We start from the raw sequence: 25,722 nt of genomic DNA on the forward strand, positions 1-25,722 counted from the left end.
AGAGGAAATACGACATTTCCATTTTGGCACTATCTGTGAAGTGAATCACATTAAACCAAGTAATAAAGCAAACTATATAACGCCTTGTTGTTTTGCCATCTCGTGGGCAACTTTTGGTGCTTTCCATAAAGTCGGCAGCAAGATCAGCGACACAGGTACAGCGGTTACGACAATGAAGGATTGCAGTGCAGAGATACCACCTGACCCCATTGAAATAAGTGCAATCGCCACCACACCCATTAATACCCCCCAAAAACTACGAATCATACCGTTTGGTTGAGTCGAGCCTGTTAGTACCACACTGATGGTGTAAGTCATCGAGTCGCCTGTTGTGACGATAAAGGTGGTGGTTAAAATCAAAAATAGGATTGAAATTAACATTGGGTAAGGCAGTTGCCCGGTGATCGCCAATAGCACGCCCGGTAGGTTAAAACCTTCAAATGCTCCAGAAATCGAGCCTGGTTCCGCTAGTTCAAACGCAAGGCCAGAGCCGCCAACAATGCTAAACCAAAAACAGGTAACAAGTGGAGCAACAATGCTGATGGCGAAAATAAGCTGACGAATAGTTCGTCCTCGAGAGATGCGCGCGATGAAAATCGCCATCATAGGGCCATAGCCAAGGAACCAACCCCAGAAGAATACAGTCCACCAATCTAGCCAGTTCTTATCGCCACGATAGAGAGCCATAGGTACAAAATTGTCTACCATCTGCGCGACACCTTGCAGGTAGCCATCAATGATGAAACTCGTTGGGCCAAAGATAAGAATAAAGCCGATCAAGCCAACCGAAAGCAGAATGTTGTAACGGCTAATGATTTGAATACCTTTGCTGACACCGCTTAATGCCGATAAGGTGTACATCGCGATAGCAAATAGCACCACTGCACACTGGGTAACAAAAGTATCAGGGATCGAAAATAGTTCACTCAATGCGTAGCTAATTTGTAAACCTAAGAAACCGATCGGGCCGATTGTACCTGCTGCAACCGCAATGATGCTCGCTGCATCTGCAATGTTGCCTATCCAGCCATTAATCGCTTTGTCGCCAAAAATAGGGTAAAGCAACGTACGTGGTTGAAGCGGTAAACCTTTATCGTAATGTAGGTGCATCAATACAATGGATGACAGACCACCTAAAATCGCCCATGCAAGAAAACCCCAGTGCATAAACGATTGAGATAATGAGTTGATTGCCATCGAGCGCGCATCACTGGCACCATAAAATGGCGGAGCAGAAACAAAGTGAGCGATTGGTTCGGCCGCGGCCCAAAATACACCACCACCCGCAAGTAAGGTACACAAGACGATAGAGAGCCATTTGAAGGTGTCCATTTCAGGCATAGAGATAGCACCTAGGCGAACAGCGCCTGTTTTGCCGAAAGCTAACCAAAGGCCAATCAAGAAGTTAAGTAGCAATAGAACTTGCCAGAAAGCGCCAAACCAGTGAGTGGCGAAGCCAAAACCTTGGTTTACGAGAGAAGTAAGGGAAGATGCATCAGTGATTGTAAGTAGAACGAATCCGACTAGGAAGCCGCCACTTAACCAAAAAACAGGGTTGGTTAATTGAAGTTGGTGAAACCAAGCGTTGCTTGTTTCTGGGGGATGGGCAGCATGATAATCGATCTCGCCCATAGAAGGGTGGTCAGCAGCGTTAGTCATATCTGACATATTATGGTTCGCTATTTTTTTGCTCAGTACCCACTTTTAGCCTGTTGTTGATGTTATTAGCTATAGGTATAAGCATGTGAATTTCCCTCAATTATTTGCATAACAAAGTGTGAGGATGATCAAAAATTCGCAGATACTATCACAGAGAGGAAGAAATAGATAATCGGATTACAGCTAGATATCCGTTAAGAGAGGTATGTAGTTGGAATTAGTTAATAATTAATTTGCCCGGCGCCGCTCATCCCTGAGCGGTAAAATTAATTTGCCGGAGTGCATCGTATTGGTAGCCTGATTAGTTGTGGCTAGTACGTTTATCTTCTTTGCCTCGAATAATTGGTGCTCCTTTTACATGGCCAGTTGCAACAGCTTTTACAGCTTGGTCTGTTGTCATACCTGCTGCTGTAGCTTTTTGAATTAGGTCTCCATTAAGGCCGTTGTTTGATGGAGTAGAGCTTTCAGCGAACGCAGACATTGAGAATACAGATAGAGCAATAATTAGAGCGTTTTTCATATTTAATACCTTTAATGGTCGAATGAATTTTAGTTGAGAGTTAAATAGGTGCTTTGTTTAGTTTTGTTTCTGATCTTTAACCAAGATAACAGGGCTGTTTTTAACGTGGCCTGTTGCGACGGCTTTTACAGCTTGCTCAGTACTCATACCTGCAGCGGTAGCGTGCTGAATTAGGTCGCCATTTAGGCCATTATTCGAAGCAGTTGAATTGTTGGCGAAAGCTGAAAAAGAGAATAGTGATAGAGCGATGATTAGTACGTTTTTCATAATGGTTGCCTCTGGTTTTTTGTTTTGGTTAGCGGGTCATCCCGCCCTACATGATTAATAATAGTGCGACTTTTGTCACACTGCTAGGAAATGCATACTTTCCATTTTGGAAATCTATTGGATGTTGATCGCAAAATAGCTGGGGTAAATGCAATAAAAAACGGCTCTCGGATGATTTGACCGAGAGCCGTTAAGATACAAAACCAGTTTTAGCGGAGTGTTAGCGCAATGACATCAGAAAGATAAATCGATTAACTTGCGCTCAATACTTTATAGACAGTTTTATACAACCAATCTTTTTGAGGGTCATTTTGCTTGGCGCGATGAAAGCTCATCACACAGTTAGAATTGATGTCTGATAATCGTGGTAGTTCAATCACTCTGCAGCCTTTAGGCGTTAACTGCGCCATAGTGAAAGAAAAATGATCCGAGTCGCGCACGATGTTTTCTATTGCGATCGTATTTTCAATCTCAACGTTCGGCGCAATTTTATGGCCTAAGCTGTTGAGCCTTTCTAGCAGTGGGTAACGAACTTCATTCCAACCGGGGTTGCGGGTAACGATAAAGGGATAGTCGAGCAAATCTTCAAACGTTTGTGCAGGGTGGTCTTCACGTACGTAAAAGGCGGGGTAAACCTCGAGAATCGGTTTTTGTATGATGACTTGTGGCAGCGTTTCGTCGTAAACATTGAATGCAACAGAGTTTTCACCTTCAACCAACCGTGAGCGCGCTTCCAAGCTCCATTGACGTATAGATATCTTAGCCAGAGGCGCTTCTTTTCTTAATGCTAGGTAAAGGGCATCACCGAAGTTATCCCACATTAAGGCGGGGCCGTAGATAATGACTTCTTGTTTTAGCGTTTGGGGATTAAAGTCGCTGTGTTGGATGGAGTGGAAGGTCGCTAATATTTGTTCAAAGTGGTTGATATTGTTGTCGGTAAAGGTAGTGGGTTCAAAACCGTTGCGCGCTTGAACAAACAATGGGTCTTCAAAATGGAGTTTGAGCTTAGCTAGAATTTTACTTACCGCACTGGAAGTTTTGCCTAGTGAGTCAGCCACGAGCTTGACGTTTCTTAACTCATACATTTTTACTAGAACATAAATACTTTGAATGTCTAGGTTGTTTCCCATATCGAACGCTCTTAATTCGTTACATCTTGTATTGAATATAGGGCGGAGACGAACGTCAACTCAATGCTAACATGCTGCTTTGAGCGTGAAGTGTGCCGCATATTAACATCAATGCAATGTAACGAGGGTGAGTCAATGTTTGGTACATCGTACTGCGAGGCGTATGAGGTTGCTTGCGATGACAAATTTAGGTGCCACCAAAGAAAACGGCCGCATTGTGAGTGCGGCCACTTTTATCTTTGATTCTCTTAACCAAGGAACGAAATGTAACCTTGCAAAATGATCAGATTGACGATGTCGATGAAGAACGCGCCTACAATCGGTACCACCATAAACGCTTGTGGTGAAGGACCAAAGCGATTCACAATCGAACCCATGTTCATTACCGCTGTTGGTGTTGCTCCTAGACCAAAGCCACAGTGACCGCCCGCAATGACTGCTGCGTCGTAGTTATTCCCCATCACTTTGAACGTTACGTAGTAAGTAAAGATAGCCAAGATCACTGACTGTACGCCTAAAATCGCCAAGAATGGGATCGCTAGATCGAAGATGTTCCAAAGCTTTAAGCTCATAAGAGCCATAGCCAAGAATAGTGATAGCGATACAGTGCCGAGCATATCAATGGTTTCGGCATCGAGTTTACGAATCTTGGTGACTTCCAAGAAGTTAGTGATGATGACACCAATAAATAAGGCATAGACGAAGTCTGGGATCATTAACCACTGAATATCGTAAGTGCTTACCCACTGTTCTACGTATTTTGCTCCCGTCACACAGATGAGTAGAAAGAACAATTTCTCGACTACTTTTTTAGCCGTTACTTTGTCTTCTTCGTATTCGTTATAAGTCACTAGTTCAGGGAATCTTTCGTGGGTCTTGGCGTTACGTCCACCACAACCGTATTCAGATTCAATACCGTTTTTCTCGACCAGACGTTGTGCCACTGGGCTACCAATGATACCGCCAATGATAAGACCAAACGTGGCTGATGCCATGGCGATTTCCAGTACGTTATCGAGCCCATACACATCTTGGAATGTCTGAGACCATGCTGCGCCTGTGCCATGACCACCCGAAAGAGTAATCGAACCAGCAATAAGGCCCATTAATGGGTCTAAGCCTAGAGCCGTCGCGAGTGATACGCCCACCCCGTTTTGGATGATGATGTAGAACGAGGCAACGGCTAAGAAAATGAAAACTTTCGCGCCACCTTTGATTAGCTGAGTGTAGTTAGCCGCTAAACCGACTGTTGCGAAAAACATCAGCATGAATGTGTTTTGCAACGGCAAATCGAACTCTAGATCGATACCGTTAAAATGAAGAGCGGTGATGATGCAGGCAACGATTAGGCCTCCAACAATGGGCTCAGGTATGTTGAACTTCTTTAAGATCGGTAGCTTAGCATTAATGAAATGCCCCAAGAACAGTACACTGATGGCAACTAAAAATGATTCCAGCGCACCTACAGATATTAAATGATTCATATCGCCTCTTATTATTGTTCTCCTCATCCTCCTTAATGATTGAGTGTTAGTTAATCCTTTGTTCGGTAGTCATTTTTCTCACAATAGTTGCTGATACATACTCTAAAAGGTGGTTTCAAATGCGCCTTAGGCTAGTTTTAAGGATGCGAGTCAAGCGTAGTATGATTTCTGTGCTGTTTGCAAAGCCCTAAAATGTAAGAAGGAGCCAATTAAGCTCCTTCTGATTCTCTCGCAAGCCACGCAGAATATGCGCTGAGATGCGAATAGATCGAGTATTGTTTCTATTATTGTCAGCAATGTGGAACGATACTTTCTGAACCAAAGTTGGCTCCTTTACTTAAACAGAAAGTACACATTACTATCGAACAAAGTTCCTTCTTGCTATAACGAACAAAGCGCCAAAAGGCGCTTTTACATCTGAGTTTGCTTGTTCCCACCGTAGTTATAAAAACTCTGGCTCATGTCGTCATTAGTACGAGCCGAAACTTGGGGAAATATCAAGCTGCAACAAGTGTTGTCGCTATAACTAGGCGGGATTATAGCATATCACTGATATTTTTGTTTGTTTTAGTGCTACGTGCTGATTTTATGGTCAATGTAGATGTCATTTGCTGCTAAATGTTTTTGATTTAGAAGAAATAATCGTCGAATGCGGTGTGACTCGTCAGGACGTTTCAACGGTATATATGAGCTTTAACAGCAGGTATTTTTACTCATTTGGAATAGAGAGCGAGCAACGACACATAGTGACGCAATTTTCCCTACCTTTTGGTGACACTGAACCATACTTAAAGTGGGCGATTTACGGAGGGGATACGTCATCGGCAAGAAGATTATGCAGGGCATTCACTGGGCGCTGTTATTGTTACCCGCCATGTTATGGGGCTATTTTACTCTTAATGATGGTATATGGTGGATAGAAAATATAATTGGCTATCCTGCGTTATTTGCGGTGGGTTATAGCCTTTGGTGCCTGATCATGCTGATGATTAAACATTGGCTAAAAGCAGGTATATGCGCCTTATTGGTCGGCTGTTTTCTGCTGCTTTCTCCTAGCCAAAGTCGAGATCTGTTTGCTCGATGCGATAATCCTTTGAGCATCATTCAGTACAACCTGTTTTACTCCAATCCCAATCTGAATCAGCTGATAACTTATCTGATTCAAAATCCTGCTGATTTGGTGGTGTTACAGGAGGTTTCTCCGTCAGTTGGGGAGAGGCTACAAACCTTAACGGATATCTATCCCTACTATTATGGCGGTCAACCGGGTGTCGGCTATCCCTCAAGTCAGATGATCTTAAGTCGCTTTCCATTAGAGCAAGCTTCGGTTTATACCACACCAGATCAACAGCATGTCATTTTCTCTACATGGCAAGCAGGTAAGCAAAGTCCGTTGCTGCTTGTGAGTGCTCACCCCGTATCGCCTAGGAGTGAAGAGTTATGGCATCGAAGAAACGCAATACTTGCTACGATTGAGTCGTTGTTGGATCAGTATGAGAGCCGAGAAGTATTGGTCGTGGGGGACTTTAATCTTTCCGCTCGAAGCCTACGATTTATGCGTTTGTTCTCGGGCTTTCAAACCGCGCCTGTCGCAAGTTGGCCAATATGGGCACAAAAGATGGAAACGCCGTCATGGTCGATGGTGGCGATTGATCATCTGTGGTTGAGGTCGACGCAAGGAACGCGGAAAATATGCACTCGGCACAGTCAAGCCGTGCCGAGAGGGTCTGATCATCGCATGGTGGTAACCAAAATAGGGTACTAATCGAGAGATTTCTTAAAGCGCTTAGAGGCGATGAGTAACCCTAGAACAGTAAATGTGGCTAACCAAGCGGTGTCTCGCCATAAGTCCATCAAATCCGCTCCGCGTAATACAATGCCCCGAATCAATCGCATAAAGTGAGTGGCAGGCAGTGCTTCTGCTATCCATTGCGCGGCGACGGGCATGCCTTCATACGGGAACATAAAACCCGAGAGAAGAATCGAGGGCAGCAAGATGAATACTGTCATCTGCATGGCTTGCAACTGCGTGCTAGCGATAGTCGAAATCACAAGACCAAGAGTTAAACTTGCGGCGATAAAGAGTAGCGTCCCTAACAGAATTTGGCTCAATGCGCCGTTTATCGGCACGCCGAAAATGAAGTGTCCGAGCCCTAAAATGATGGCGACTTGGATCAAACCAACGAAAATATAGGGAATGATTTTCGCCACCATCAACTCAAATGAGTGAATCGGTGTGGTGATCAACAGCTCTAAATTGCCTCTTTCCCTTTCTCTTACAATGGCGGCGCTGGTAAACAGAATCATGGTCATAGTCAGTATCACCCCGAGTAGACCGGGCACAATATTGACCGCCGAACGCTGGCTAGGGTTGTAGAATAAAGCCACTTCAAAGGTTTTGTGTGTACTGGGCTTAATTTCAAAATCGAAATCGGTTAATGGCATGTTTTGTAGTGACATGATGGCACTGCTGATCATGGTATCTGAGCCATCTACAATCCATTGACCAAGTACTTCACCTTGCGCCATCCGTTGAGTGAGATCTTTCGGCAAGACCAAAGCGGCGCGTACATCACCTTGTTGTATGGCTTGTTCGGCTTGTTTTGCTGTTGCGAAGCGATGAGTAATTGCGACTACTTGCGTCACTCGAACTGACTCGGTAATCACTCGCCCAGCGGCACTTTGGCTTTGGTCAACCACAGCAACTGGAATGTCGCGCACATCAGTATTGATGGCAAAGCCAAATAGCAACAGTTGGATGAGCGGGATCATCACCACCATGCCAAAGGTGATGCGGTCTCGAGAGAGTTGGCGGATCTCTTTGATCATGACCGCTTTCATTCGGGCGATTGAACGTATCATTGCCTGCCCTCCCCAGTTACCGTGACGAAGACATCTTCAAGACTTGGTCGTGCTAAATTCATTTCAGCGTTAGCTAGCTCTGGAAACTGCTCTGCTAACCATTGGATTGGCTGTTCAACGTGATCACGAATGAGAACCCGTAACCGAATGCCAAGCTGCGCGGCTGAGCGAATTTCTTGTTTGGCTAACAGCTTCTCTTTTAGGGCTCTAAGCTGCGGTGCCTTTACTTCAACAATGTTGACGCCCATATCAGCCATCAGCTGCTCTGGCTCGCCATCGGCACGAATCAGGCCAGACTCCATAATCGCGAGCCGATGGCAGCGCTCGGCTTCATCCATATAGTGAGTTGTGACCAAAATGGTGGTGCCTTGGTCGCTTAAATCAAACAGCTGTTCCCAAAACTCGCGGCGGTTTTCAGGATCGACCGCAGAGGTCGGCTCATCTAAAAACAGTAACTCAGGTTTATGCATCGTCGCTGCTGCTAACGAAAGGCGCTGTTTCTGACCACCGCTCATCCCACCTACACGCTGTTTACGGCGTTGGTCGAGGCCGTAGGTTGCAAGTTGTTCATTGATACGTTGTTTAAGATGATTACTCGGCATACCGAAAATCTGACCAATGAACTGTAGGTTCTCTTCTACGGTTAAATCATCGTATAAAGAGAACTTCTGTGTCATGTAGCCAATCTTTAGTCTGAGTAGTTCTGATTGTTTGGGGATCTCTAGGCCTAGCACATCCACATCGCCTGAGGTTGGGCTAAGTAACCCCGTAAGCACACGAATAGTCGTCGATTTACCGCAGCCATTCGGCCCTAAAAAACCATAGATGCTGCCTTTAGGGACATTTAAGTTAATACCTTCAATAGCCGTAAATTCGCCAAATTTTCTCACCACGTTTTGCGCGGTAATTGCGTATTCGCTCATGGTTACTCTCCCGCTAAATCGACTTGGGCAGGGATTCCAGATGGCAGTTTGAGTGCACTTTCTTCTAAGTCAATTTCGGCTAAATACATCAGGCGCGAACGTTCTTCTTCCGTTAGGGCGTAATAAGGTGTGAATGAAGGTTCCGTAGCGACCCAACGAACGGTTCCCTGATAAGGTTGTTCGATACCATCAACATGAACATTAACGGCGTTACCCGGTACAAAATTGACTCGGTAGGTAGCGGGTACGTATACGCGTGCGTAGGGCACTCGGCTCGCTTGAATGACTGCAACAATCGCGTTCATTGGTACGCGTTCACCTAAGTTGTATGGCAGGTTATCTAAAATGCCATCGCGGGTGGCGACAATTGTTAATTCGTCCAATTTTTGCTGTTGAAGGGAGACTTCTGCTTTGGCTGCGGCTAGTTCTGCCTTGGCTTGCTCAATATCTTCAGGGCGAGCCCCCGCGGTGAGTTTACTGAACTCTTCGTTAGCCGATTCTAATTCCGCCCTAGCTGAGTCACGACCAGCCAAAGCCGCGTCTTTTTCGGATTGGCTAATCAGTTTTTTGTTCACCAACTCCGCTTTTCGTTGATAATTTTTTTGTGCTTCGGTTAATTGAGCTTCTGCCAGTTTTACGCGTGCGGCTGCTGCTGCAATATCTTCGGGGCGTTCACCATTGGTTAGTTTAAGAAGGTAAGCGCTAGCTTTTGCTTGAGAGGCGATAGCCTGCGCTAACATGGCTTGTTGGTTTTTGTTATCCAGCCTAACTAACACTTGCCCTTGAGTCACTGCTGACCCTTCCACTACGGGGAGTTCGCGGATTATCTCATTGCTGGTGGCGGTAAAGGTTACCCTATCTCTCTCTAACGTCCCGAGAGCTTTGGCCGTTTCATTTGAGTTACAGCCACTTAAAATGGAGATGAAAGTGAGGGCGAGAAAGATGCGTTTCATAGTGAAAACCTCAGGCTGTTTCCGTTGCTGTTACTATCACTTAGAAAGATAAACATGACAGTGAAAGTTCGAAGAATAATTAAGCTACCTACTTAGGGTAGACTGATTTATAAGCTGAGGAAAAGAAAGATAATTAACCAAATATTCATCAAGTGATGAATTAAACGAAGTGGTTGGGCTACAGGCACAAAAAAGGGCCCGAAGGCCCTAAATTACATCACACTTAAATTACTTAGTGTACGATTGTGCAATGTTGTCGATACGTTCGTTCGCGCGTGCTGCTTCCTCTTGAGCTGACATAGCTGCATCGCCAGATTTACCTACTTCTGATTTCAGTGATTGTACTTCTTGGCTAAGCTGGCTTACTTGGTTGCTTAGTTCATCAAGCTTGGCAGTCGTTGCCTCGTTATTGCCTGAAGCACAACCCGCTAGGATAAGTACTGAAGACACTGCAGCTGCGATAAACATTTTGTTCATGATTGAACTCCTTGCATTGGTAAGTATTAGTTTTGTTTTACACCTTACGAGGTATAGCAGATCAATTGTAGTTCTAAATTTTTGTTTAGAGTAGTAGCGAAAAGTCAAAATAATCCAAGAATTTAGCCAGCGTATTGAGTCAAAGTGGAATTTTGGTTGGCGAGAAAGATGAAATGGAAGCCGTTTTAGTTGATTATTTTATGTGATCTCTATCCAGATCGGTCTGTTTCGAGGTATCATTACGCGTTTAATTTTCATCGTCGCTAGAAGCGACATTCAGCATTTTGGAGAACACTTTGCAATTTAAAGATTTAGGCTTAGACAATCGCTTGTTAAAGACTTTGAACCATTTTGATTTTAAGAAGCCGACGACCATTCAGCAACAAGCCATTCCTGTGGCTATCGCTGGAAAAGATCTGCTGGCATCATCAAAAACGGGTTCAGGTAAGACTTTGGCATTTGTTCTACCTATGTTGCATAAATCGCTAAAATCCAAAGCGTTCTCTGCTAAAGATCCTCGTGGTTTGATTCTTGCGCCAACGCGTGAGCTTGCTAAACAAGTATATGGTGAGCTCCGCACTATGTTGGGTGGCTTAAGTTACGATGCAACTCTAATCGTTGGTGGTGAAAACTTTAACGATCAAGTAAAAGCGCTGCGTCGTTACCCTAAGTTTATTGTTGCTACGCCAGGGCGTTTAGCAGACCACTTAGAGCACCGTTCTCTTTACCTTGATGGTTTGGAAACATTGGTTCTAGATGAAGCTGACCGAATGCTGGATTTAGGTTTTGCGCCTGAGCTACGTCGTATTCATAACGCAGCGAAGCACCGTCGTCGTCAAACGCTTATGTTTTCAGCAACGCTGGATCACGCAGAAGTGAATGACATTGCTTCTGAGATGCAAAACGAGCCTAAGCGCATTGCGGTAGGCGTGTCGAACCAAGAGCACAAAGACATTACTCAGAAATTCTACCTATGTGATCACTTAGATCATAAAGAAGCGATTCTTCTACGTGTATTGGAAGAAGCTGAGTACCGTCAGGTCATTATCTTTACTGCAACACGTGACGATACCGAGCGTCTGACGACTAAGCTGAATGAACTGAAGCTAAAAGCGGTAGCACTAAGTGGTAACTTAAATCAGGCTCAACGTAACACCATCATGAGCCAGTTTGAGCGTGCTGTGTTCAAGATTCTGGTCACTACAGACGTTGCGTCACGTGGTCTAGACATTGCGAACGTCACTCACGTAATCAACTTTGATATGCCTAAGCACACAGAAGAGTATGTACACCGTGTTGGTCGTACTGGCCGTGCAGGTAACAAGGGTGATGCTGTTTCTCTAGTTGGCCCGAAAGACTGGGCGAGCTTTAAGCGTGTTGAGACCTACCTACAACAAGATCTGGCTTTCTCTGAGCTAGAAGGCTTGAAAGGTAAGTTTAAAGGTATCAAACCACGCAAACCTGATATGCGTAACAAGAACAACGATTACCGCAACAAGAAGGCTAAGCCACAAGCGAAGAAAACGGCTAAGAAGCCGGCGAAGCGTGATAAAGGCTTCTATCAAAATGTTGCAGTGGGTGACTCTGTCTTTATTCCTAAAAAGAAAGTGGCACCGAAAGTCGACGACGAGTAAGCCTCCGCTTTGTAGACAATAGAGAACAAAAAAAGCTGCCAATGGCAGCTTTTTTGTTATTACGAAAGTTAATCGTAAATCGTTGGGATAGGTTGACGCTTATGCTGAGTGATCGTGTAAATATGCACTAAGCGATCGCTTGCCTGTTGAGAGACCGGTTTACCTTCTAAAAAGTCATCAATTTGATCGTAGGTAAGACCAAGCGCATCTTCATCTGCTTTCTGTGGCGCGAGCTCTTCAAGATCGGCTGTGGGTACTTTTTTCACTAAGTGCTCTGGTGCACCGAGTGTTGCTGCTACCTCACGAACTTGGCGCTTGTTAAGGCCAAACAGCGGTGCGAGGTCACATGCGCCATCGCCAAACTTGGTGTAGAAACCGGTAATATTTTCCGCAGAATGGTCGGTGCCAAGCACTAATCCACCCACATACCCAGCGATTTCATATTGAGCGACCATACGTGCGCGTGCTTTTACGTTACCTTTTACGAAATCCACTTTTGCGCTGTCAGCAGGCAAAAGGTCTGTGCCTTCTAATGCTACGTGAGAGGCCGCGTGTAAACCATCAACGCCTTGTTTGATGTTTACCGATACAGAATGGCTTGGTTGGATGAACTGTAACGCCGTTTGTGCTTCATCTTCATCTTTTTGCTCGCCGTAAGGTAAGCGAACTGCGATAAATTGGTAACCGCTGCCGTGTTGTTCGTTGAGCTCGTTTACGGCTAACTGCGCTAATCGACCACAAGTCGTGGAATCCACACCGCCACTGATGCCAAGTACCAGTGATTTGCAGCCTGAATCGGTTAGTTTACGTTTGATAAATTCAACTCGGCGAGTGATTTCTAAGTGAGGGTCAATCGACGGTAGGACGCGCATCTCATCGCGAATCAACTGTTCCATTAGTTTTATTCCTGCAAGCGTTATTAATTGTAGTGATATTCGTAGTATCATACCTCAATCAATACAGTTTGGGGCGTTAATCTCAAGCATAGCTACATTCTTAATAGGTTTTCCCATGTCTAAAATTGCTGTTTTCGGTAGTGCATTCAACCCACCTAGCTTAGGCCATAAGAGCGTTATTGAATCACTACAGCATTTTGATCGCGTGTTACTGCTGCCAAGCATTTCCCACGCATGGGGAAAACAAATGTTGGATTATTCGCAGCGCACTAAGCTTGTCGATGCATTTATTGATGACCTTGCCTTACACAACGTATCGCGTAGCCAAGTGGAAGAAGATTTGTTTGAACAAACGGGCCAAGCGGTGACGACGTTCGCAGTATTAGAAGCGCTGCAGCAGCAATCGCCTGACGCTGAGCTTACTTTTGTGATGGGGCCAGATAACCTATTCAATTTTAGTAAGTTTTATAAATCAGATGAGATTGTACGTCGTTGGTCAGTGATGGCATGCCCTGAAACAGTGGCCATACGAAGCACTGATATTCGCCACGCTTTGCAGAAAAATCTACCAATAAATCATCTTACCACCCCTAAAGTTTGCTCTCTTCTGGCCGACAATAAATATTATTAACTAGGGTGTGTTGACCTTTCGAGCTGATTTTTGCAGCAATTTGTAGGTTATTTATGCAAGGCATAGGCTTTGAAATGTAGTTACTCTACCTGATAAGCCTGTAACGCCGCAGAAAGGGCCTACAAATGCTGCCCAAAGGGTTCGACTAAAAGCGTTTTACTCTTTGCCGAGTGGATTTTGCTTATAATGCTAGGCTACAAGCCTCTCTCCGCGATTAAAACGCTTTTATCTCGAACAAAATTTAACCGCGAAAGATCAACACACCCTGAACTATCATCAAGTGTGCAGTATGGTGATTGACCACTGCCTCTGATTACTGAGGTGATTATGGCTAAAAATAGCATTTGGCTGGTTTTTGGTCTGTTTTCGGCTGCTGCCCAAGCGACTTGTTTATCGAACAACTCGGAATTTCACTTTCAATCAAACCAGTTTGAGTCTGTGAGTTCAGAGTGTTATCTGTATTTTGCTAGTGATTCGCACATGGATGAAATCATTAATGGTGAAGCATACCTAGCCCCTGAGTATCAATCAGATAAAGCCAAGTATTGGTCTGACTGGGTATTTAAATCGGAAAATAGCCCGTTGCTGACTCAGCAAGTATCAGACAGTTATTTTGGTATCGGTGTGTGGATGCCAGATGAGATCGAGCGTGAACGCAACCATCTTTCGACCGAAGAATATTTGATGAGTCATGGCGTGCAATTTAGCGTGGGTATTGGCGACAAAAAGCCGGGAGAGCCCCGTATGCGTTTAGATTACCTATGGCACAGCGAAACCAGTGATAGCTGGTCAATGCAAATTGAGGTGCCGTTTTAACGGCACCATTTAAATTTAAGCATTACCGACATTACGTAGTGTCGATTGAATATTCGAGTGATGGCTAATAATGGCCAGTGGGGTTTCCGGACGAGAGAAGTAGTAGCCCTGTATCAGGGTGCAACCCATCTGATAGAGTTTTTGTAGCACTTCTTCGCTTTCCACTCCTTCGGCAACTAACTTCACTCCCAGCTGATTGGCCAGCTGAATGATCAATGACACGAGTAACTCAGATGTTTCGTTATACAACAGCTTATCGATAAATGAGGCATCTATTTTGATGCAATCAATCGGATAGTTATGTATGTATTTCAAGCTTGAGTAACCCGTACCAAAATCGTCTAGAGCAATAGTAAACCCCTGATTACGCAGCTTATCCAGTAGATAGCGAGCCTCGTTGGTTTGCGAGAGTAAGACTGTCTCGGTTAACTCAATGGTAAATTCATCCGGAGTATAGTGGTAACGGGCAATGGTCGAAGTTAAATGCTTGGTATAGCGGGCGGAGTCCGCAAGCTCATGGGCGGAGCAGTTAATGCTTAAATGCACTTTGTAGCCCAAGCCTTTCTCTAGCTCTTTCTTTGCTTGGCAGGCAAGTTCTACGATTCTTTCGCCTAATTCGACAATCAAGCCTGACTGTTCAGCGGCCTCGATAAACTCTCCGGGGTAGATTGCCCCTAAAGATTCACTTTTCCAACGGGCGAGAATTTCAAAATGATCCCATCGGTAACTATCTCTATCGACGATGGGTTGCAGTAAGACGTAGATTTCACCACCGATTGCTGCTCGGTCTAGCTCATTACGCAGAGCATCGATAACCATGGTTTCACGGTGATATTGTTTACTTAAATGGGTATCGTAATTTTTGATTTTCTCGTTAGAGCTTTGCTTACAATCTTTCAGCGCCAATGAGGAATGGAGAATGATTTGGTCGGCACTCAACCGATGATCGGCTTTACGCGCAAGGCCAATACTGACATTGATTTTGATGGAATGAGAAGAATCTTGATAACCTTCGTTAAGCTTGGCGATGATCTTTTGGCAAATGGTTAACGGGTCACTTGAGAAGGTGATAAAGGCAAATTCGTCTCCGGCGATGCGGTAAGCATGATGATGGTCGGGTAACGCGTCTTGAACGGTTTTCCCGACAAATTTAATGACTTGGTCGCCAATGTAATTACCATATAAATCATTGATTGATTTGAAATCATCAATGTCGATATAGGCCAGCGTGAAGGGGCTAGATTGCGTGTCAGACAGCCTTTCAAGTTGATTCGATAGATAACCGCGATTGTGTAAACCGGTTAAATTGTCGTGTGATACTTCGTGGCTGAGTTGATTGACTAAGCTTTTAGATCGCGCAGACAACCATTTGGAACGCAGTGAATGCATTGCCAGATTGGCAAACATTTTATGGTAATCGATCAGTTCTTTACTCTCTTCAATAGGATGAGTAAAGGTAGAGAGCAGAATACCAAGAATATCGCCATTGCGGCTTTTCAACGGAACGCCGATATAGGCTTCTACATCATTGTTCTGTAGATAAACATCTCGCGGAAACTGCCCAGTGATATCGTGAGTGTAAATACAATACGCTTGGTTAGATTTCCTCACCATATCACAAGGTGTGTCTGCCAATGAGTAACTAAATTGTTGGCGTATTTCTTTACCACAGGCAAATGAAAGGGTTTGGGCAGTGTTGTTGATCGTATCGATTTCGACAATACATGAGCACTGCGTTGAAAACTTTTCATGCAGCGTCAGAGTTAATTTGTGCAGTAATTCCGGTCCATCAAGGGAGATGATATCGTTGATAATATCGAATTCCATCATCTGTACCGGAGCGTTGAGCCTAGCCATACGAGTTCTCCCTATTGATAGTGATCTTTGTCACTTAAAATTTAGAATTCGCATGGTTAAATATGGTACACGTCGCATATGTTTGCAAATGCAAACTTGTTACCTAAACAAAGTTAGTCGGTCAATCGGCTACGAAGATAGTCTAAAAACAGCTGTGTACGCGTATTTTGGTAATCCAGTTTGGGGTGGTAGGCATAGACGGTTGCTTCATCAGCGGTAATGTCAGGCAAAATGCGTTGGAGCTGACCTAGTTTTAGATCTTCTTTAATCATCACATCATTGGTGAGTAATATGCCCATACCACTTTTAGCCGCGTAGAACAGCGCTTCAGGGTTAGTCGTGGCGAAGTTGCCTGACAGAACAATGCGCTTTCCTTTCGAGAGTTTAATCTCTCTTTGTTGGTATTCCCCCCAGTTCAACATGTTGTGTTGCGTCAGTTCCTCAGTGGTTTTAGGTTCACCATGTTGTTCTAGATACTTTGGCGAGGCGTAAAATCCCGCTTTGTGCTCAAATAGACGTGTCGCTTTAAAGCTTAATGAGTTGAGTTGATCAATTTCACGGCTGATAAACAGATCGAGGCTTAGCCCGGGAAGCTGACCCGGTGTTGTAGTAATCAGCTTGATACTGATATCGGGGTAGAGCTGCAAAAATCCGTCGAGGTGCTGTACCAAGAATTTTGAGCCAACTGCTAAGGTCGCGCCGATTTTTAAACATCCAGCAGGGGATTGATCAACTGAGCGAGTTTCATCCACAATCGATTGCCACCCTTCAAGGTGGACTTGAGCACGTTGATAAAATAGAGCGCCAGCTTCTGTTTGTGTCACCGAGCGTGTGGTGCGTTTTAATAGTTGAGTACCGATACGCTCTTCGAGCCAATGGACTCGTTTGCTGATGGCCGAGCTGGTGGTATTCATTCTACGCGCGGCGCCGTTAAAGCTTCCTTCCTCCACGACCAATAGGTAACTTTGTACACTTTGCTGCCAATCCATTTTTGCCCCTTAATTACTTCCGGATAGGAACTAATCAGTTTCCACACCAGTCTATTATCATTTTTCAGTGTACAATTTAAACTGGATAGCATGAAAATCAAGCAAAACACTTCCTTTCGGAAAACGCCGTTATTGCTTGCGATGATGATCATTGCGACTGGTCAAGTTGGTGTTGCCATTTATCTTCCCGCCTTGCCACAGATCAGCCAATCACTCAGCGTAACTCAAGCAGACGTCCAACTATTAGTGACACTCTACCTCGTCGGGTTTGGAGGGTCTCAGCTATTCTACGGCCCATTGTCGGACGCGATAGGTCGCCGTCCGGTCTTTATTATTGGGCAAGGTATCTATTTGCTCGGTACACTGATTTGTGTGCTGTTTTGTTCGTCTCTAATAGGGTTGATCGCCGGGCGTCTACTGCAAGGCTTAGGCTCGGGAAGTGCGTCGGTGTTAGGGCGGAGTGTACTCCGCGACAGCTATGATGGCGCGCATTTAACCAAAGCCCTTTCTTATATCTCAGTGACTGCCTCTGTCATGCCCATTTTCGCACCAGTATTGGGCGGTTGGCTTACCTTCCAACTTGGATGGCAATCGGTCTTTGTGTTCGTTTTGATCTATTTGGTGGCAATCTTCTGCTTAGGTTTAAAAATATTGCCTGAAACACTGCCTTACGCGCCGTCTCGGTTTAACTGGAAAAACGTTGGCCAGCAATATTTAGCGCTTATCGCGAATAAACAAGTGATAAGCAGTGCGAGTTACAACTGGCTTAGCTATTTGGCGGCGTTAGTGTCTTTATCGGTATTGCCATTTATATTGCAGCAAACGCTCGGTTTGAGCGCGGCTGAATATGGCACCTTAATGATTGTGCCTTCAATGGGGCTGATGGTTGGCAGCGTCAGTTTGAATATATTGAGTCGCTATATCGCGCGTCGGCATATTCTCACCGGGGCGATCTTGATCATCGCCATGTCCGGAGCTTGGCTCACTTTGCTGCCATTGAGTTTGTTTAATCTGATTTGGGCATTTACTTGGTTGACTGTCGCTCAAGGTCTTTCGTTTCCGATATCAATTAGCATGCTGCTTGAACCGCACAAGAAGCAAGCTGGAGCAGTGTCGGCACTGTCTGGCTCAGTTCAAATGGGCTTATCGGGCATATTTGGAGGTTACTTGGTGCAGCATTGGATTCAAACCCAGTTTTCGTTGGGCGTGTTTTACCTATTGGTGGCGACCATTATGATGAGCGTTTTAGTTTCTACTCGTTCAGCGGTTTATGCCCAGCAGCCAAGTGTGTAATTTCTTGCATCAAACGGCACGGTTCGTTGTACAATGCGCGTCAGTAATTTGAGTGAACCAGAAAAGGTCAGTCCATGGAACACAAACAGTTTGAAGCGCTAGTAAAGCAATTGTGTGAGCAACCTGCTTTGCCACAAGCGTTAGACATTCTTAAAAGCAGTGAAGATTCAGAAGTCGCAGAAGCGGCGAACTCGCTTACTGGTCAGTTTGCTTTAGCAGAAGTAGAAGGCGAGCAGCGCATTTATCACGTATCAACCTTAACTAACGAGCAAGGCGAACAAGAAGAGTTTGTTGAGCATGTAATGAATGAAGGTGACGATGTCATTCGATTCGTTGCTTGGTTCTTTGATGCGATGTTTGAAGTGAAGCGCAAAGATACCTACCAAGCGGCCGGTAAAACTTACCAGCAGCCAAAGCGTGCGTAGCGACCGACATTTAAAAAGCCCTAACCGATGGTTAGGGCTTTTTTGTATTAGCTGTTCGCTTCTAGGTTAACGACATTATCAGGCACTTGGTTGAGCCCTTTTTCTGCAAGCCATGCTTGCAAGTTATCGGCACCGCCTATGTATTGCCCATCTAGCCAAATCTGCGGAACGGTCACAGGGGTTTTCATCCCAATGATGGCTTTCACTTCAGGGATCATGCGATAAAGCGCCGCGCTATCTTTTACGACATCATGGTACTCAAAATCGATCCCCGCGTCGTTAAGCATCTTCTTCGCTTTAACGCAGTAAGGGCAGGTTGCTTTACCATAGACAATATTACCTTTCAGCGTATCGCGTTTCGTCCATTCTTGGATAACTGACTGAACCAAAACACCGCGATTTAATGCTTCACCTTGGCTGACGACTTTTCCTTCTACCACCAGAATCGGAGCATGCCATGAGCCTAGCTTTAATGGCTCCCACCAATGGGAAAGCCAATCTTTGACTTCCAGTTCAACAGGAACATCAGCCAATTCATTGTCGAAGGTGTCTTGTAAGATATCTTTGGTTAGTGTGCACTCACCACAAGGGATATTTACCTTGAAAGGCCCCCAGCTACCCGCCCAACGATATAGAGTAATTTTGATTGGCTTTGTCATAACTTTGTCCCCGCAACGTACCGTTATTATCAGATTAAGTAATGAATTACTGATTTTCCAAGTTATTACCAATCTGCATGTTCACTTTTGTCAGGCTGGTATATTCAATAAGAACGGTAGGATGAGCATTTTATTTCACTGAACGAGATTTTTTACTTTCCCATTGCGTAATAAACGCTACAGAACCAATAATAATGAACGCCCCAAGCCACAATCTACCTGGTGGAACCCAACTAAACACGAGCCAACCTGCAAGTACGTTGAGTGGCAATTTAGCATGATCGAATGGCTGAACAAAAGAAGCATCGGCAACCGAATAAGCTTTAACGATGGCCCATTGAGCAAAAGCGGTCGCGATACCGGCTGCGAGCAAAATCCCCCACAATGACGCACCACTTGGTGTTTGCCAGTCAGGCAGTGCGAGCAGAATATTAAATGGCGTGATGAGGATGAGTAGGTACACCACCATGGTTGACGGTGAATCTTCAGAGGATAGCTTTTTAACCATCAGTGAGTAGCAGGCCCAAAAAAACGCTGCGCCGACGGGTAACAGTGTCGCCCAGCTGAATCCATCAGCCCATGGCTCTAGAATGATCATTGCACCGATAAAACCCGTTAGCGTGGCTCCCCAACGAGCAAGCCCCACTTTTTCTTTGAGAAATAACCCAGATCCAATCGTAGCAAACAGTGGAGAGGTCATTAGTAGCGCAATACCTTGCCAAATTGGAACTGGATAAGCGAGCGCCCACAACCAAAGCTGAATGCCGATTACCGACAAGAACACGCGGAAAATATGCAAGCCAAGGTGCTGGGTTTTTAAGGATTTGCGAATACCCAGTGTCTTGAGGTAAGGCAAAATAACCACGAGCGCTACTGCGTATTGCACTAAGGCAACGGTCGTTGATGATAAGCCATAGTTAATACTAGCAACTTGGGCCAAGCTGTTGACGATAGCAAAGGCCAAGCCAGCGCTGAGCATCCAGCTTGCCCCTTGAATAGGGTGATGATTGGGTGTCATATAATTCGAATTAAGTTTGAATATCGCAATAATGGTTGGCGAAATCATACTGCCTTTTCTGGTCAGCTACCTTAGTTTTTTGAGCGATTAATCATAACTACTGAGAATATAACCAAAATCATCCCTAAAGCGTGCCAGAGAGTGAAGGCTTCACCGAGCAAAATAACCGCGGCAGTTGCCGTTACCGCAGGGCCAATATTGTTCGATAAACTCAGCTCGGTAGGTGACAGTCTCGCCATGGCCGCGGCAACAAAATAAGAGGGCAGGACGGTACAAAAAACACCTAAGAATATACCTAGCGCAATGAGCTCGATTGACCAATTGGCAATCGTGGTATCACTGAGAATAAGGTGAATCAATATCGCTATGCCTGCGCTTCCCATGCCAATGCTGGTAAATAGTGAGCTACCTAGCTGACCGATAAGAGGTTTACTCGCGACAAGGTAAATGGCGAACACTAAGGCAGACCCAATGGCGAATAACGCGCCATAGCCAACGTCAGGTCCAAAGGTTTTCAGATCGTGACTGATGATCAAAGCGATACCGCCATAGCCAAGCAATGTCGCGCCTATTACGGTTCTATTTGGTTTCTGACCAAAAGCAAACCAACTGATAAGTACCACGAAAGAAGGAAACAAAAAGATAAGCAGCCGTTCTAACTGAGCTGAAATGTACTCCAGTGCCGTGATATCAAGAAAACTTGCCACGTAATAGCCAAGCACACCAATCAAAGCCGCTTTTAAACCCGATTGTTTGATTTTTTCCCGGTTGCTGGCTTGTCGAGCAAGCCAAAACAGAGTGATAAGGTAAACAGGTAACGAACTCGCCGCTCGTAATGTCATGATCGCAGTAACATCAGCACCATGTTGATACGCGAGCTTGACTAAAATCGGCTTGAGAGAGAACAACAGGCAGCCGATCAAGGCGAAGATGATGCCCACTTGATGAGTGGTTAAAATAGAGTTGAAGCGATAAGTGGTGACTTGAGACGGTTTTTCCATTCACACGTTTCCTGTTTAAGTGTTAAAGGCTACGAGTGAATGTATGGTCTGGCTACATATCTCGTAGCCAGACATAGGTTTACCTACCGGCTAAGAGGCATAAGCAGTAGGAGCCATAGAGCGATTGGGCGGTAAGTAAACATAAGCATTGTTCCTTAGGGTGAACATTCAGGTTAACAATTGCGCAAATTATATGCAACCCATGTTATCGAGCAGGGTTATGTTCCATTTTCTGCTCAACTTGCTTAAATGCACGCTGGTACATCAGCCACGCACTCAAGCCTGCAAAAATGTTGCCTGCTAACGCCCCCCAAAATAGCCCTTGTATTCCGCCCAACCATGAGCCGACCCATAAACACGGTAAAAAGAACATAAATAAGCGCAAAGCCGAGATGGTGAGTGCGGTATAAGATTTACCCAAAGCGTTGTTAATGGAGACCATCAGCATACAAATGCCAAGCGGCCCCAAGCTCAACGGAACAATCATTAGATGCCAAGTTAGGATCTGTTTTACCTGATCTTCGCTGGTCATTACCGTGGCGAGAAGATCGCTGGTGAGCCAAGTTAGTGCCGCAATCAAAAGTTGCGAGCCAAGAACAAATTTGCACGCAATAGAAACCAAGCGTCGGATGTCATCCAGTTTTTGTGCACCTAGCATACGCCCAACCATTGGTGGCATCGACATGGTGAGCGCAAGTACTGACACGATAGCGAAGAATTCATACCGCGAGCCGAGCGCCCACGCCGCAACCGCTGCCGTACCATAGCTTGCCAATAGCTTAGTTGCGAGCATGGATGAGAGTGGTGGTAGCAATTGGCTAATCATTGCTGGGCCCATAATGTTGCCAATCGAGCGCAAACTTTTTGCTACGTTGAGATCGCTCCAGTCAAAGCTCATCCAGTGCTTTGCGGTTACCTTTGGTGCGACAACCAAAATACCAATGCCAAACGCCAAGATGGTAGCAATCGCTGCGCCATTAATTCCCATATCTAAGGTGAAAATAAAAATAGGATCGAGGATAAGGTTAAGTAGGCTGGTGATCATCATCATCGTCCCAGGCAACATGGTATTACCATTGGCGCGACATACGCTGTATAAAAAGTAGAGCAAAGCCCCTGTCCATGAGCTGATGAGCCAATAAATCCAATAGCTTTCGACAATCGGCAGCACACTTTCTGGTGCGCTCAGTAACAGCAAGATAGGTTCACGAATCAGATATAGCAGAACCCCGAATAACGCGACCCCGACAGAGCCCATCGCAATCACAAGCCCGCCGAGTTGCTGTGCGTAGCGTGTTTGATCGGCGCCAATGGCTTTTGCAATGACTGCGGTGGTGGCGATACCCAAACCGACTTGCAGGCCGATGATGACCATTTGAATCGGTAACGTGAAACCTTGAACCGCGAGTGGAAGCACGCCAAGTTGACCGATAAACGCACTATCCACAAGTTGAAAACTCATGAGAGAGAGCACGCCAAATAGCATCGGCCATGTCATATTAAACAGCTGTTTACCTAAAGATGTCGTATTCGTTGCCATGGAAACTTATTTGCTTAGAAAACAAAGCCGAGGGTAGTTATACCCTCGGCTAAGATAATTTGAATTGATAATAGTGTAACGGATCACAGAATGAATGCGAGTAATATTCGAACAGGCTTACTCGTCGAAATCTTCTGCGTATCCTTTCGGTGGCGGTGTCCAGCCTCGTTCATCACTATTATGCTTATCCACTCTGTCCGTTGTAATCGCGAGCTTGATTTGCTCTTCTAGGTGCATGAATAGCTTGCGATAGTTATTGTCAAAGCGCTCGCCTTCCGAGTCATCCGCCCAAGCTTGGTAAAGCATGTCAGATTTCTTATCTTCCACTTTTTTGTAGCTTGATTTTTGTTGTTCAACCAAGAATGGATGATGGCCAAGCTCACGCAGGGCATGAGAGCCGAGCTCTAAAGCTGAGTGGTAAGTTTCAGATTCAATAATGTCTGCCCCGGCTTGGCGGAGTAAGTAGCCATCCCCGCGGTCAAACGCGCGAACCAGAATTTTCACCTTCGGATAAGAGTGCTTAACGTATTTGACTAGCTCCAATGCCGCGTCTCGATTATCAATCGCAATAACAATCATAGATGCTTGTTCTATGCCTGCGGTATGAAGTAAATCAGGGCGTGTGGCATCACCAAAATAGGCTTTGGTATTGATCTGCCTTACCACATTAACTTGATCCGCTTGATGATCGAGCACCACTGTTTTTACGCCATTGGCGACCAATAAACGGTTAACAATTTGACCAAACCGACCAATACCCGCAATGATGACCGTGCCTTGTTCTTCAATCTCATCGGCCTCACCTTGATTAGAAGCTTGCTGGAAGCGTGGCAAAATCACTTTATCGTAAAGGATAAACAGCCCCGGAGTGAGGAACATCGACAGTGCGACCACCAAGGCCAAGGTTTGAGCGATCTCTGGAGGAATCACATGTTGCTGAGTGGTAAAGCTCAACAGCACAAAACCAAATTCACCGGCTTGGGCAAGGCTAAGAGTAAACAGCCAGCGATTGCTGCCCTTAATGCGGAAAATCAGCGCTAAGAGGTAGAGCACAATGCCTTTTAAAATCATTACCCCAAGTGTGAGGCCAATGATTAAGAAGAAGTCGCCGAATAGAATACCAAAGTTAATTCCCGCCCCAACGGTAATGAAAAACAGCCCGAGCAATAGCCCTTTAAATGGGTCGATGTTGGACTCTAGCTCATGGCGGAATTCACTATTGGCAAGAACCACACCAGCGAGGAAAGTACCAAGGGCAGGGGATAAACCAACCAGACTCATCAATGCAGCAATACCAACCACTAACATCAAAGCCGTTGCGGTGAATATTTCTCTTAAACCGGAGCTGGCGACAAAGCGAAACAGTGGGCGACTCAAAAAGTGTCCACCAACTACTAAGCCCACCACCGATGCGATGATAACCAAGGCATAAGCCCAGCCGGGTAGGCCTGCTACTAAGCTCAACTCTTCATGATGGTTTGCAGCTTCAGCCGCTGCGCTTTGTGCCTTTTCAACCAGTTCTGGTAAAGCCAATAGTGGGATGAAGGCCAGCATCGGAATGACCGCAATATCTTGGAACAGCAGAACAGAAAAGGCGTTTTGCCCGCCCTCAGTGCGGCTCAACCCTTTTTCATTAAAGGTCTGCAACACAATCGCGGTGGAAGAGAGCGCGAAAATCAAACCTATGGCTAACGCAATAGTCCAGACTTGATTAAAGGCCAGCGCGATTCCCATGACCGCTGCGGTGGTTAAGCCGACTTGTAAGCCGCCTAACCCTAATAAGCGGTTTCGCATATTCCATAGCATTTTAGGTTCTAATTCTAACCCGACTAGGAACAGCATCATCACCACACCAAACTCAGCAAAGTGCTGAATGGTCGTCGTTTCTTCACCAACTAGGCCAATAATAGGCCCAATGACAACACCGGCAATTAGGTAACCTAATACCGAACCGAGCCCAAGACGTTTCGCGATAGGCACCGCGATAACCGCTGCGATGAGATAGATAAAAGCTTGTAAGAAGTAACTGGTCATGCGTTATCTCCTAGAATCAATTGCTCAAGATAAGGGTTGAGCTTTTCGACTTGGTAGGCTCGTTTGTAATCGAAGTTATTAGCGACAAGTGCATGCAATAGTTTTTTCCAGTTCTCAACATGGCGCTGAATTCGACCATCCTCTTTGGCCGTTCTTGCGCCAAATAAAGCCAGAGGCGCCATATAACGCATACCCGTTAATGCTGCCATTTGCTCGATAGGGTGTAACAGTTCGCGAATGGTGAAATGGTTATAGCCTTCAGTTTGATAAGCGTCTGCTCGACCACCTGCGGTTAATGCACATAAGAAGCGCTTACCTTTTAAGGCGGTTCCTTTACTGCCATACGCAAAGCCATATTCGAGCACCAAATCTTGCCATTCTTTCAACATGGCTGGGGTTGAGTACCAATACAGCGGGAACTGAAAAATGATCACATCATGATCGAGTAGGCGCTGCTGCTCTTTGTCTATGTTGATGTTGTAACTAGGATACTCTCGGTATAAATCGACTGTGGTGACGCCATCGATAGTTTGTGCGGCTTCAAAAAGAGGTTGATTGACCTCTGAGCGATGCTGAGATGGGTGAGCGTATAGAACGAGAACCCTTTTATTATTAGACATTGTGGTTACTTCCTACAGTTATCGATGATATTTA

Annotated in this window: 24 protein-coding genes; 6 read left to right on the forward strand and 18 right to left on the reverse strand. The window is 45.3% G+C overall.

The window, feature by feature from the left end:
* Positions 1-72: 72 nt before the first annotated feature.
* The 5 genes from OH461_RS17700 to gltS all read right to left on the reverse strand — a co-directional run bounded on the left by OH461_RS17700 (position 73) and on the right by gltS (position 5,060).
* Positions 73-1,668 carry a BCCT family transporter gene (locus OH461_RS17700; RefSeq protein ID WP_270021880.1) on the reverse strand — a complete coding sequence of 532 codons (1,596 nt, stop codon included), beginning with the start codon at positions 1,666-1,668 and terminating at the stop codon, positions 73-75.
* 292 nt (positions 1,669-1,960) lie between these two features.
* A complete protein-coding gene (locus tag OH461_RS17705; RefSeq protein WP_270021881.1) occupies positions 1,961-2,179 on the reverse strand; it encodes a hypothetical protein in 219 nt (72 codons plus the stop codon).
* Between the two features lie 57 nt (positions 2,180-2,236).
* A complete protein-coding gene (locus tag OH461_RS17710) occupies positions 2,237-2,446 on the reverse strand; it encodes a hypothetical protein (RefSeq protein ID WP_270021882.1) in 210 nt (69 codons plus the stop codon).
* Between the two features lie 251 nt (positions 2,447-2,697).
* Positions 2,698-3,576, reverse strand: coding sequence for a LysR family transcriptional regulator (locus OH461_RS17715; protein ID WP_270021883.1), 879 nt, complete (start codon positions 3,574-3,576; stop codon positions 2,698-2,700).
* A gap of 248 nt (positions 3,577-3,824) precedes the next feature.
* Positions 3,825-5,060 (reverse strand): sodium/glutamate symporter, encoded by a 1,236-nt coding sequence (gene gltS, locus OH461_RS17720; RefSeq protein ID WP_270021884.1) that lies wholly within the window; start codon positions 5,058-5,060, stop codon positions 3,825-3,827.
* 979 nt (positions 5,061-6,039) lie between these two features.
* Between gltS and OH461_RS17725 the strand changes: the two genes are divergently transcribed.
* Positions 6,040-6,825, forward strand: coding sequence for an endonuclease/exonuclease/phosphatase family protein (locus OH461_RS17725; protein WP_333482229.1), 786 nt, complete (start codon positions 6,040-6,042; stop codon positions 6,823-6,825).
* Here OH461_RS17725 and OH461_RS17730 read toward each other — a convergent pair.
* From OH461_RS17730 to OH461_RS17745, 4 genes are all read right to left on the reverse strand, one after another.
* A complete protein-coding gene (locus OH461_RS17730; RefSeq protein WP_270021886.1) occupies positions 6,822-7,922 on the reverse strand; it encodes an ABC transporter permease in 1,101 nt (366 codons plus the stop codon). The genes OH461_RS17725 and OH461_RS17730 overlap by 4 nt on opposite strands.
* Positions 7,919-8,845: an ABC transporter ATP-binding protein gene (locus OH461_RS17735; RefSeq protein WP_270021887.1), complete on the reverse strand. Its 927-nt coding sequence runs from the start codon at positions 8,843-8,845 to the stop codon at positions 7,919-7,921. Before OH461_RS17735 ends, OH461_RS17730 begins: the two co-directional genes overlap by 4 nt.
* Positions 8,846-8,847: 2 nt before the next feature.
* Complete coding sequence (locus OH461_RS17740; protein WP_270021888.1) at positions 8,848-9,798, reverse strand: HlyD family secretion protein; 951 nt, start codon at positions 9,796-9,798, stop codon at positions 8,848-8,850.
* A gap of 228 nt (positions 9,799-10,026) precedes the next feature.
* Positions 10,027-10,275 (reverse strand): Lpp/OprI family alanine-zipper lipoprotein, encoded by a 249-nt coding sequence (locus tag OH461_RS17745; RefSeq protein ID WP_270021889.1) that lies wholly within the window; start codon positions 10,273-10,275, stop codon positions 10,027-10,029.
* Between the two features lie 284 nt (positions 10,276-10,559).
* Between OH461_RS17745 and OH461_RS17750 the strand changes: the two genes are divergently transcribed.
* Positions 10,560-11,909, forward strand: coding sequence for a DEAD/DEAH box helicase (locus OH461_RS17750; protein WP_270021890.1), 1,350 nt, complete (start codon positions 10,560-10,562; stop codon positions 11,907-11,909).
* A 68-nt stretch (positions 11,910-11,977) separates the two neighbouring features.
* On the opposite strand, the gene nadE is transcribed toward OH461_RS17750, so the two are convergent.
* The gene (gene nadE / locus OH461_RS17755) at positions 11,978-12,805 is read right to left on the reverse strand and encodes an ammonia-dependent NAD(+) synthetase (RefSeq protein ID WP_270021891.1); all 828 of its coding nucleotides are present in this window, start codon (positions 12,803-12,805) and stop codon (positions 11,978-11,980) included.
* A gap of 115 nt (positions 12,806-12,920) precedes the next feature.
* Between nadE and OH461_RS17760 the strand changes: the two genes are divergently transcribed.
* Positions 12,921-13,436: a nicotinate-nicotinamide nucleotide adenylyltransferase gene (locus OH461_RS17760; protein WP_270021892.1), complete on the forward strand. Its 516-nt coding sequence runs from the start codon at positions 12,921-12,923 to the stop codon at positions 13,434-13,436.
* A 327-nt stretch (positions 13,437-13,763) separates the two neighbouring features.
* Entirely contained in the window at positions 13,764-14,252 is a 489-nt protein-coding gene (locus tag OH461_RS17765; RefSeq protein WP_270021893.1) for a hypothetical protein, read from the forward strand.
* A gap of 15 nt (positions 14,253-14,267) precedes the next feature.
* Here OH461_RS17765 and OH461_RS17770 read toward each other — a convergent pair whose 3' ends face one another.
* Positions 14,268-16,109, reverse strand: coding sequence for a putative bifunctional diguanylate cyclase/phosphodiesterase (locus OH461_RS17770; RefSeq protein WP_270021894.1), 1,842 nt, complete (start codon positions 16,107-16,109; stop codon positions 14,268-14,270).
* Between the two features lie 113 nt (positions 16,110-16,222).
* A complete protein-coding gene (locus OH461_RS17775) occupies positions 16,223-17,098 on the reverse strand; it encodes a LysR family transcriptional regulator (RefSeq protein WP_270021895.1) in 876 nt (291 codons plus the stop codon).
* Positions 17,099-17,188: 90 nt separating this feature from the next.
* Here OH461_RS17775 and OH461_RS17780 point away from each other — a divergent pair, with 90 nt between their 5' ends.
* Together OH461_RS17780 and OH461_RS17785 are read left to right on the forward strand one after the other, a co-directional pair.
* Positions 17,189-18,391 (forward strand): multidrug effflux MFS transporter, encoded by a 1,203-nt coding sequence (locus OH461_RS17780; RefSeq protein ID WP_270021896.1) that lies wholly within the window; start codon positions 17,189-17,191, stop codon positions 18,389-18,391.
* Between the two features lie 74 nt (positions 18,392-18,465).
* Positions 18,466-18,816, forward strand: coding sequence for a hypothetical protein (locus tag OH461_RS17785; protein ID WP_270021897.1), 351 nt, complete (start codon positions 18,466-18,468; stop codon positions 18,814-18,816).
* Positions 18,817-18,863: 47 nt separating this feature from the next.
* Here OH461_RS17785 and OH461_RS17790 read toward each other — a convergent pair whose 3' ends face one another.
* From OH461_RS17790 to OH461_RS17815, 6 genes are all read right to left on the reverse strand, one after another.
* Positions 18,864-19,475, reverse strand: a complete 612-nt coding sequence (locus OH461_RS17790) for a glutaredoxin (RefSeq protein WP_270021898.1) — start codon at positions 19,473-19,475, stop codon at positions 18,864-18,866.
* Between the two features lie 130 nt (positions 19,476-19,605).
* Positions 19,606-20,493, reverse strand: a complete 888-nt coding sequence (locus OH461_RS17795) for a DMT family transporter (protein ID WP_270021899.1) — start codon at positions 20,491-20,493, stop codon at positions 19,606-19,608.
* A 71-nt stretch (positions 20,494-20,564) separates the two neighbouring features.
* A complete protein-coding gene (locus OH461_RS17800) occupies positions 20,565-21,494 on the reverse strand; it encodes a DMT family transporter (RefSeq protein WP_270021900.1) in 930 nt (309 codons plus the stop codon).
* 205 nt (positions 21,495-21,699) lie between these two features.
* Positions 21,700-23,034 (reverse strand): MATE family efflux transporter, encoded by a 1,335-nt coding sequence (locus tag OH461_RS17805; RefSeq protein ID WP_270021901.1) that lies wholly within the window; start codon positions 23,032-23,034, stop codon positions 21,700-21,702.
* Between the two features lie 117 nt (positions 23,035-23,151).
* Positions 23,152-25,068, reverse strand: a complete 1,917-nt coding sequence (locus tag OH461_RS17810; RefSeq protein ID WP_270021902.1) for a monovalent cation:proton antiporter-2 (CPA2) family protein — start codon at positions 25,066-25,068, stop codon at positions 23,152-23,154.
* Positions 25,065-25,688, reverse strand: a complete 624-nt coding sequence (locus tag OH461_RS17815; RefSeq protein WP_270021903.1) for an NAD(P)H-dependent oxidoreductase — start codon at positions 25,686-25,688, stop codon at positions 25,065-25,067. Before OH461_RS17815 ends, OH461_RS17810 begins: the two co-directional genes overlap by 4 nt.
* Positions 25,689-25,722: the final 34 nt, after the last annotated feature.

Source organism: Vibrio sp. LaRot3 (assembly GCF_027587025.1).
GTDB lineage: Bacteria > Pseudomonadota > Gammaproteobacteria > Enterobacterales > Vibrionaceae > Vibrio.

Excerpts from the sequence above, each read along its gene's own strand:
- OH461_RS17700 (WP_270021880.1), bottom strand. The coding sequence starts at position 1,668 with ATGTCAGATATGACTAACGCTGCTGACCACCCTTCTATGGGCGAGATC.
- OH461_RS17705 (WP_270021881.1), bottom strand. The coding sequence starts at position 2,179 with ATGAAAAACGCTCTAATTATTGCTCTATCTGTATTCTCAATGTCTGCG.
- OH461_RS17710 (WP_270021882.1), bottom strand. The coding sequence starts at position 2,446 with ATGAAAAACGTACTAATCATCGCTCTATCACTATTCTCTTTTTCAGCT.
- OH461_RS17715 (WP_270021883.1), bottom strand. The coding sequence starts at position 3,576 with ATGGGAAACAACCTAGACATTCAAAGTATTTATGTTCTAGTAAAAATG.
- gltS (WP_270021884.1), bottom strand. The coding sequence starts at position 5,060 with ATGAATCATTTAATATCTGTAGGTGCGCTGGAATCATTTTTAGTTGCC.
- OH461_RS17725 (WP_333482229.1), top strand. The coding sequence starts at position 6,040 with ATGCTGATGATTAAACATTGGCTAAAAGCAGGTATATGCGCCTTATTG.
- OH461_RS17730 (WP_270021886.1), bottom strand. The coding sequence starts at position 7,922 with ATGATACGTTCAATCGCCCGAATGAAAGCGGTCATGATCAAAGAGATC.
- OH461_RS17735 (WP_270021887.1), bottom strand. The coding sequence starts at position 8,845 with ATGAGCGAATACGCAATTACCGCGCAAAACGTGGTGAGAAAATTTGGC.
- OH461_RS17740 (WP_270021888.1), bottom strand. The coding sequence starts at position 9,798 with ATGAAACGCATCTTTCTCGCCCTCACTTTCATCTCCATTTTAAGTGGC.
- OH461_RS17745 (WP_270021889.1), bottom strand. The coding sequence starts at position 10,275 with ATGAACAAAATGTTTATCGCAGCTGCAGTGTCTTCAGTACTTATCCTA.
- nadE (WP_270021891.1), bottom strand. The coding sequence starts at position 12,805 with ATGGAACAGTTGATTCGCGATGAGATGCGCGTCCTACCGTCGATTGAC.
- OH461_RS17760 (WP_270021892.1), top strand. The coding sequence starts at position 12,921 with ATGTCTAAAATTGCTGTTTTCGGTAGTGCATTCAACCCACCTAGCTTA.
- OH461_RS17765 (WP_270021893.1), top strand. The coding sequence starts at position 13,764 with ATGGCTAAAAATAGCATTTGGCTGGTTTTTGGTCTGTTTTCGGCTGCT.
- OH461_RS17770 (WP_270021894.1), bottom strand. The coding sequence starts at position 16,109 with ATGGCTAGGCTCAACGCTCCGGTACAGATGATGGAATTCGATATTATC.
- OH461_RS17775 (WP_270021895.1), bottom strand. The coding sequence starts at position 17,098 with ATGGATTGGCAGCAAAGTGTACAAAGTTACCTATTGGTCGTGGAGGAA.
- OH461_RS17780 (WP_270021896.1), top strand. The coding sequence starts at position 17,189 with ATGAAAATCAAGCAAAACACTTCCTTTCGGAAAACGCCGTTATTGCTT.
- OH461_RS17785 (WP_270021897.1), top strand. The coding sequence starts at position 18,466 with ATGGAACACAAACAGTTTGAAGCGCTAGTAAAGCAATTGTGTGAGCAA.
- OH461_RS17790 (WP_270021898.1), bottom strand. The coding sequence starts at position 19,475 with ATGACAAAGCCAATCAAAATTACTCTATATCGTTGGGCGGGTAGCTGG.
- OH461_RS17795 (WP_270021899.1), bottom strand. The coding sequence starts at position 20,493 with ATGACACCCAATCATCACCCTATTCAAGGGGCAAGCTGGATGCTCAGC.
- OH461_RS17800 (WP_270021900.1), bottom strand. The coding sequence starts at position 21,494 with ATGGAAAAACCGTCTCAAGTCACCACTTATCGCTTCAACTCTATTTTA.
- OH461_RS17805 (WP_270021901.1), bottom strand. The coding sequence starts at position 23,034 with ATGGCAACGAATACGACATCTTTAGGTAAACAGCTGTTTAATATGACA.
- OH461_RS17810 (WP_270021902.1), bottom strand. The coding sequence starts at position 25,068 with ATGACCAGTTACTTCTTACAAGCTTTTATCTATCTCATCGCAGCGGTT.
- OH461_RS17815 (WP_270021903.1), bottom strand. The coding sequence starts at position 25,688 with ATGTCTAATAATAAAAGGGTTCTCGTTCTATACGCTCACCCATCTCAG.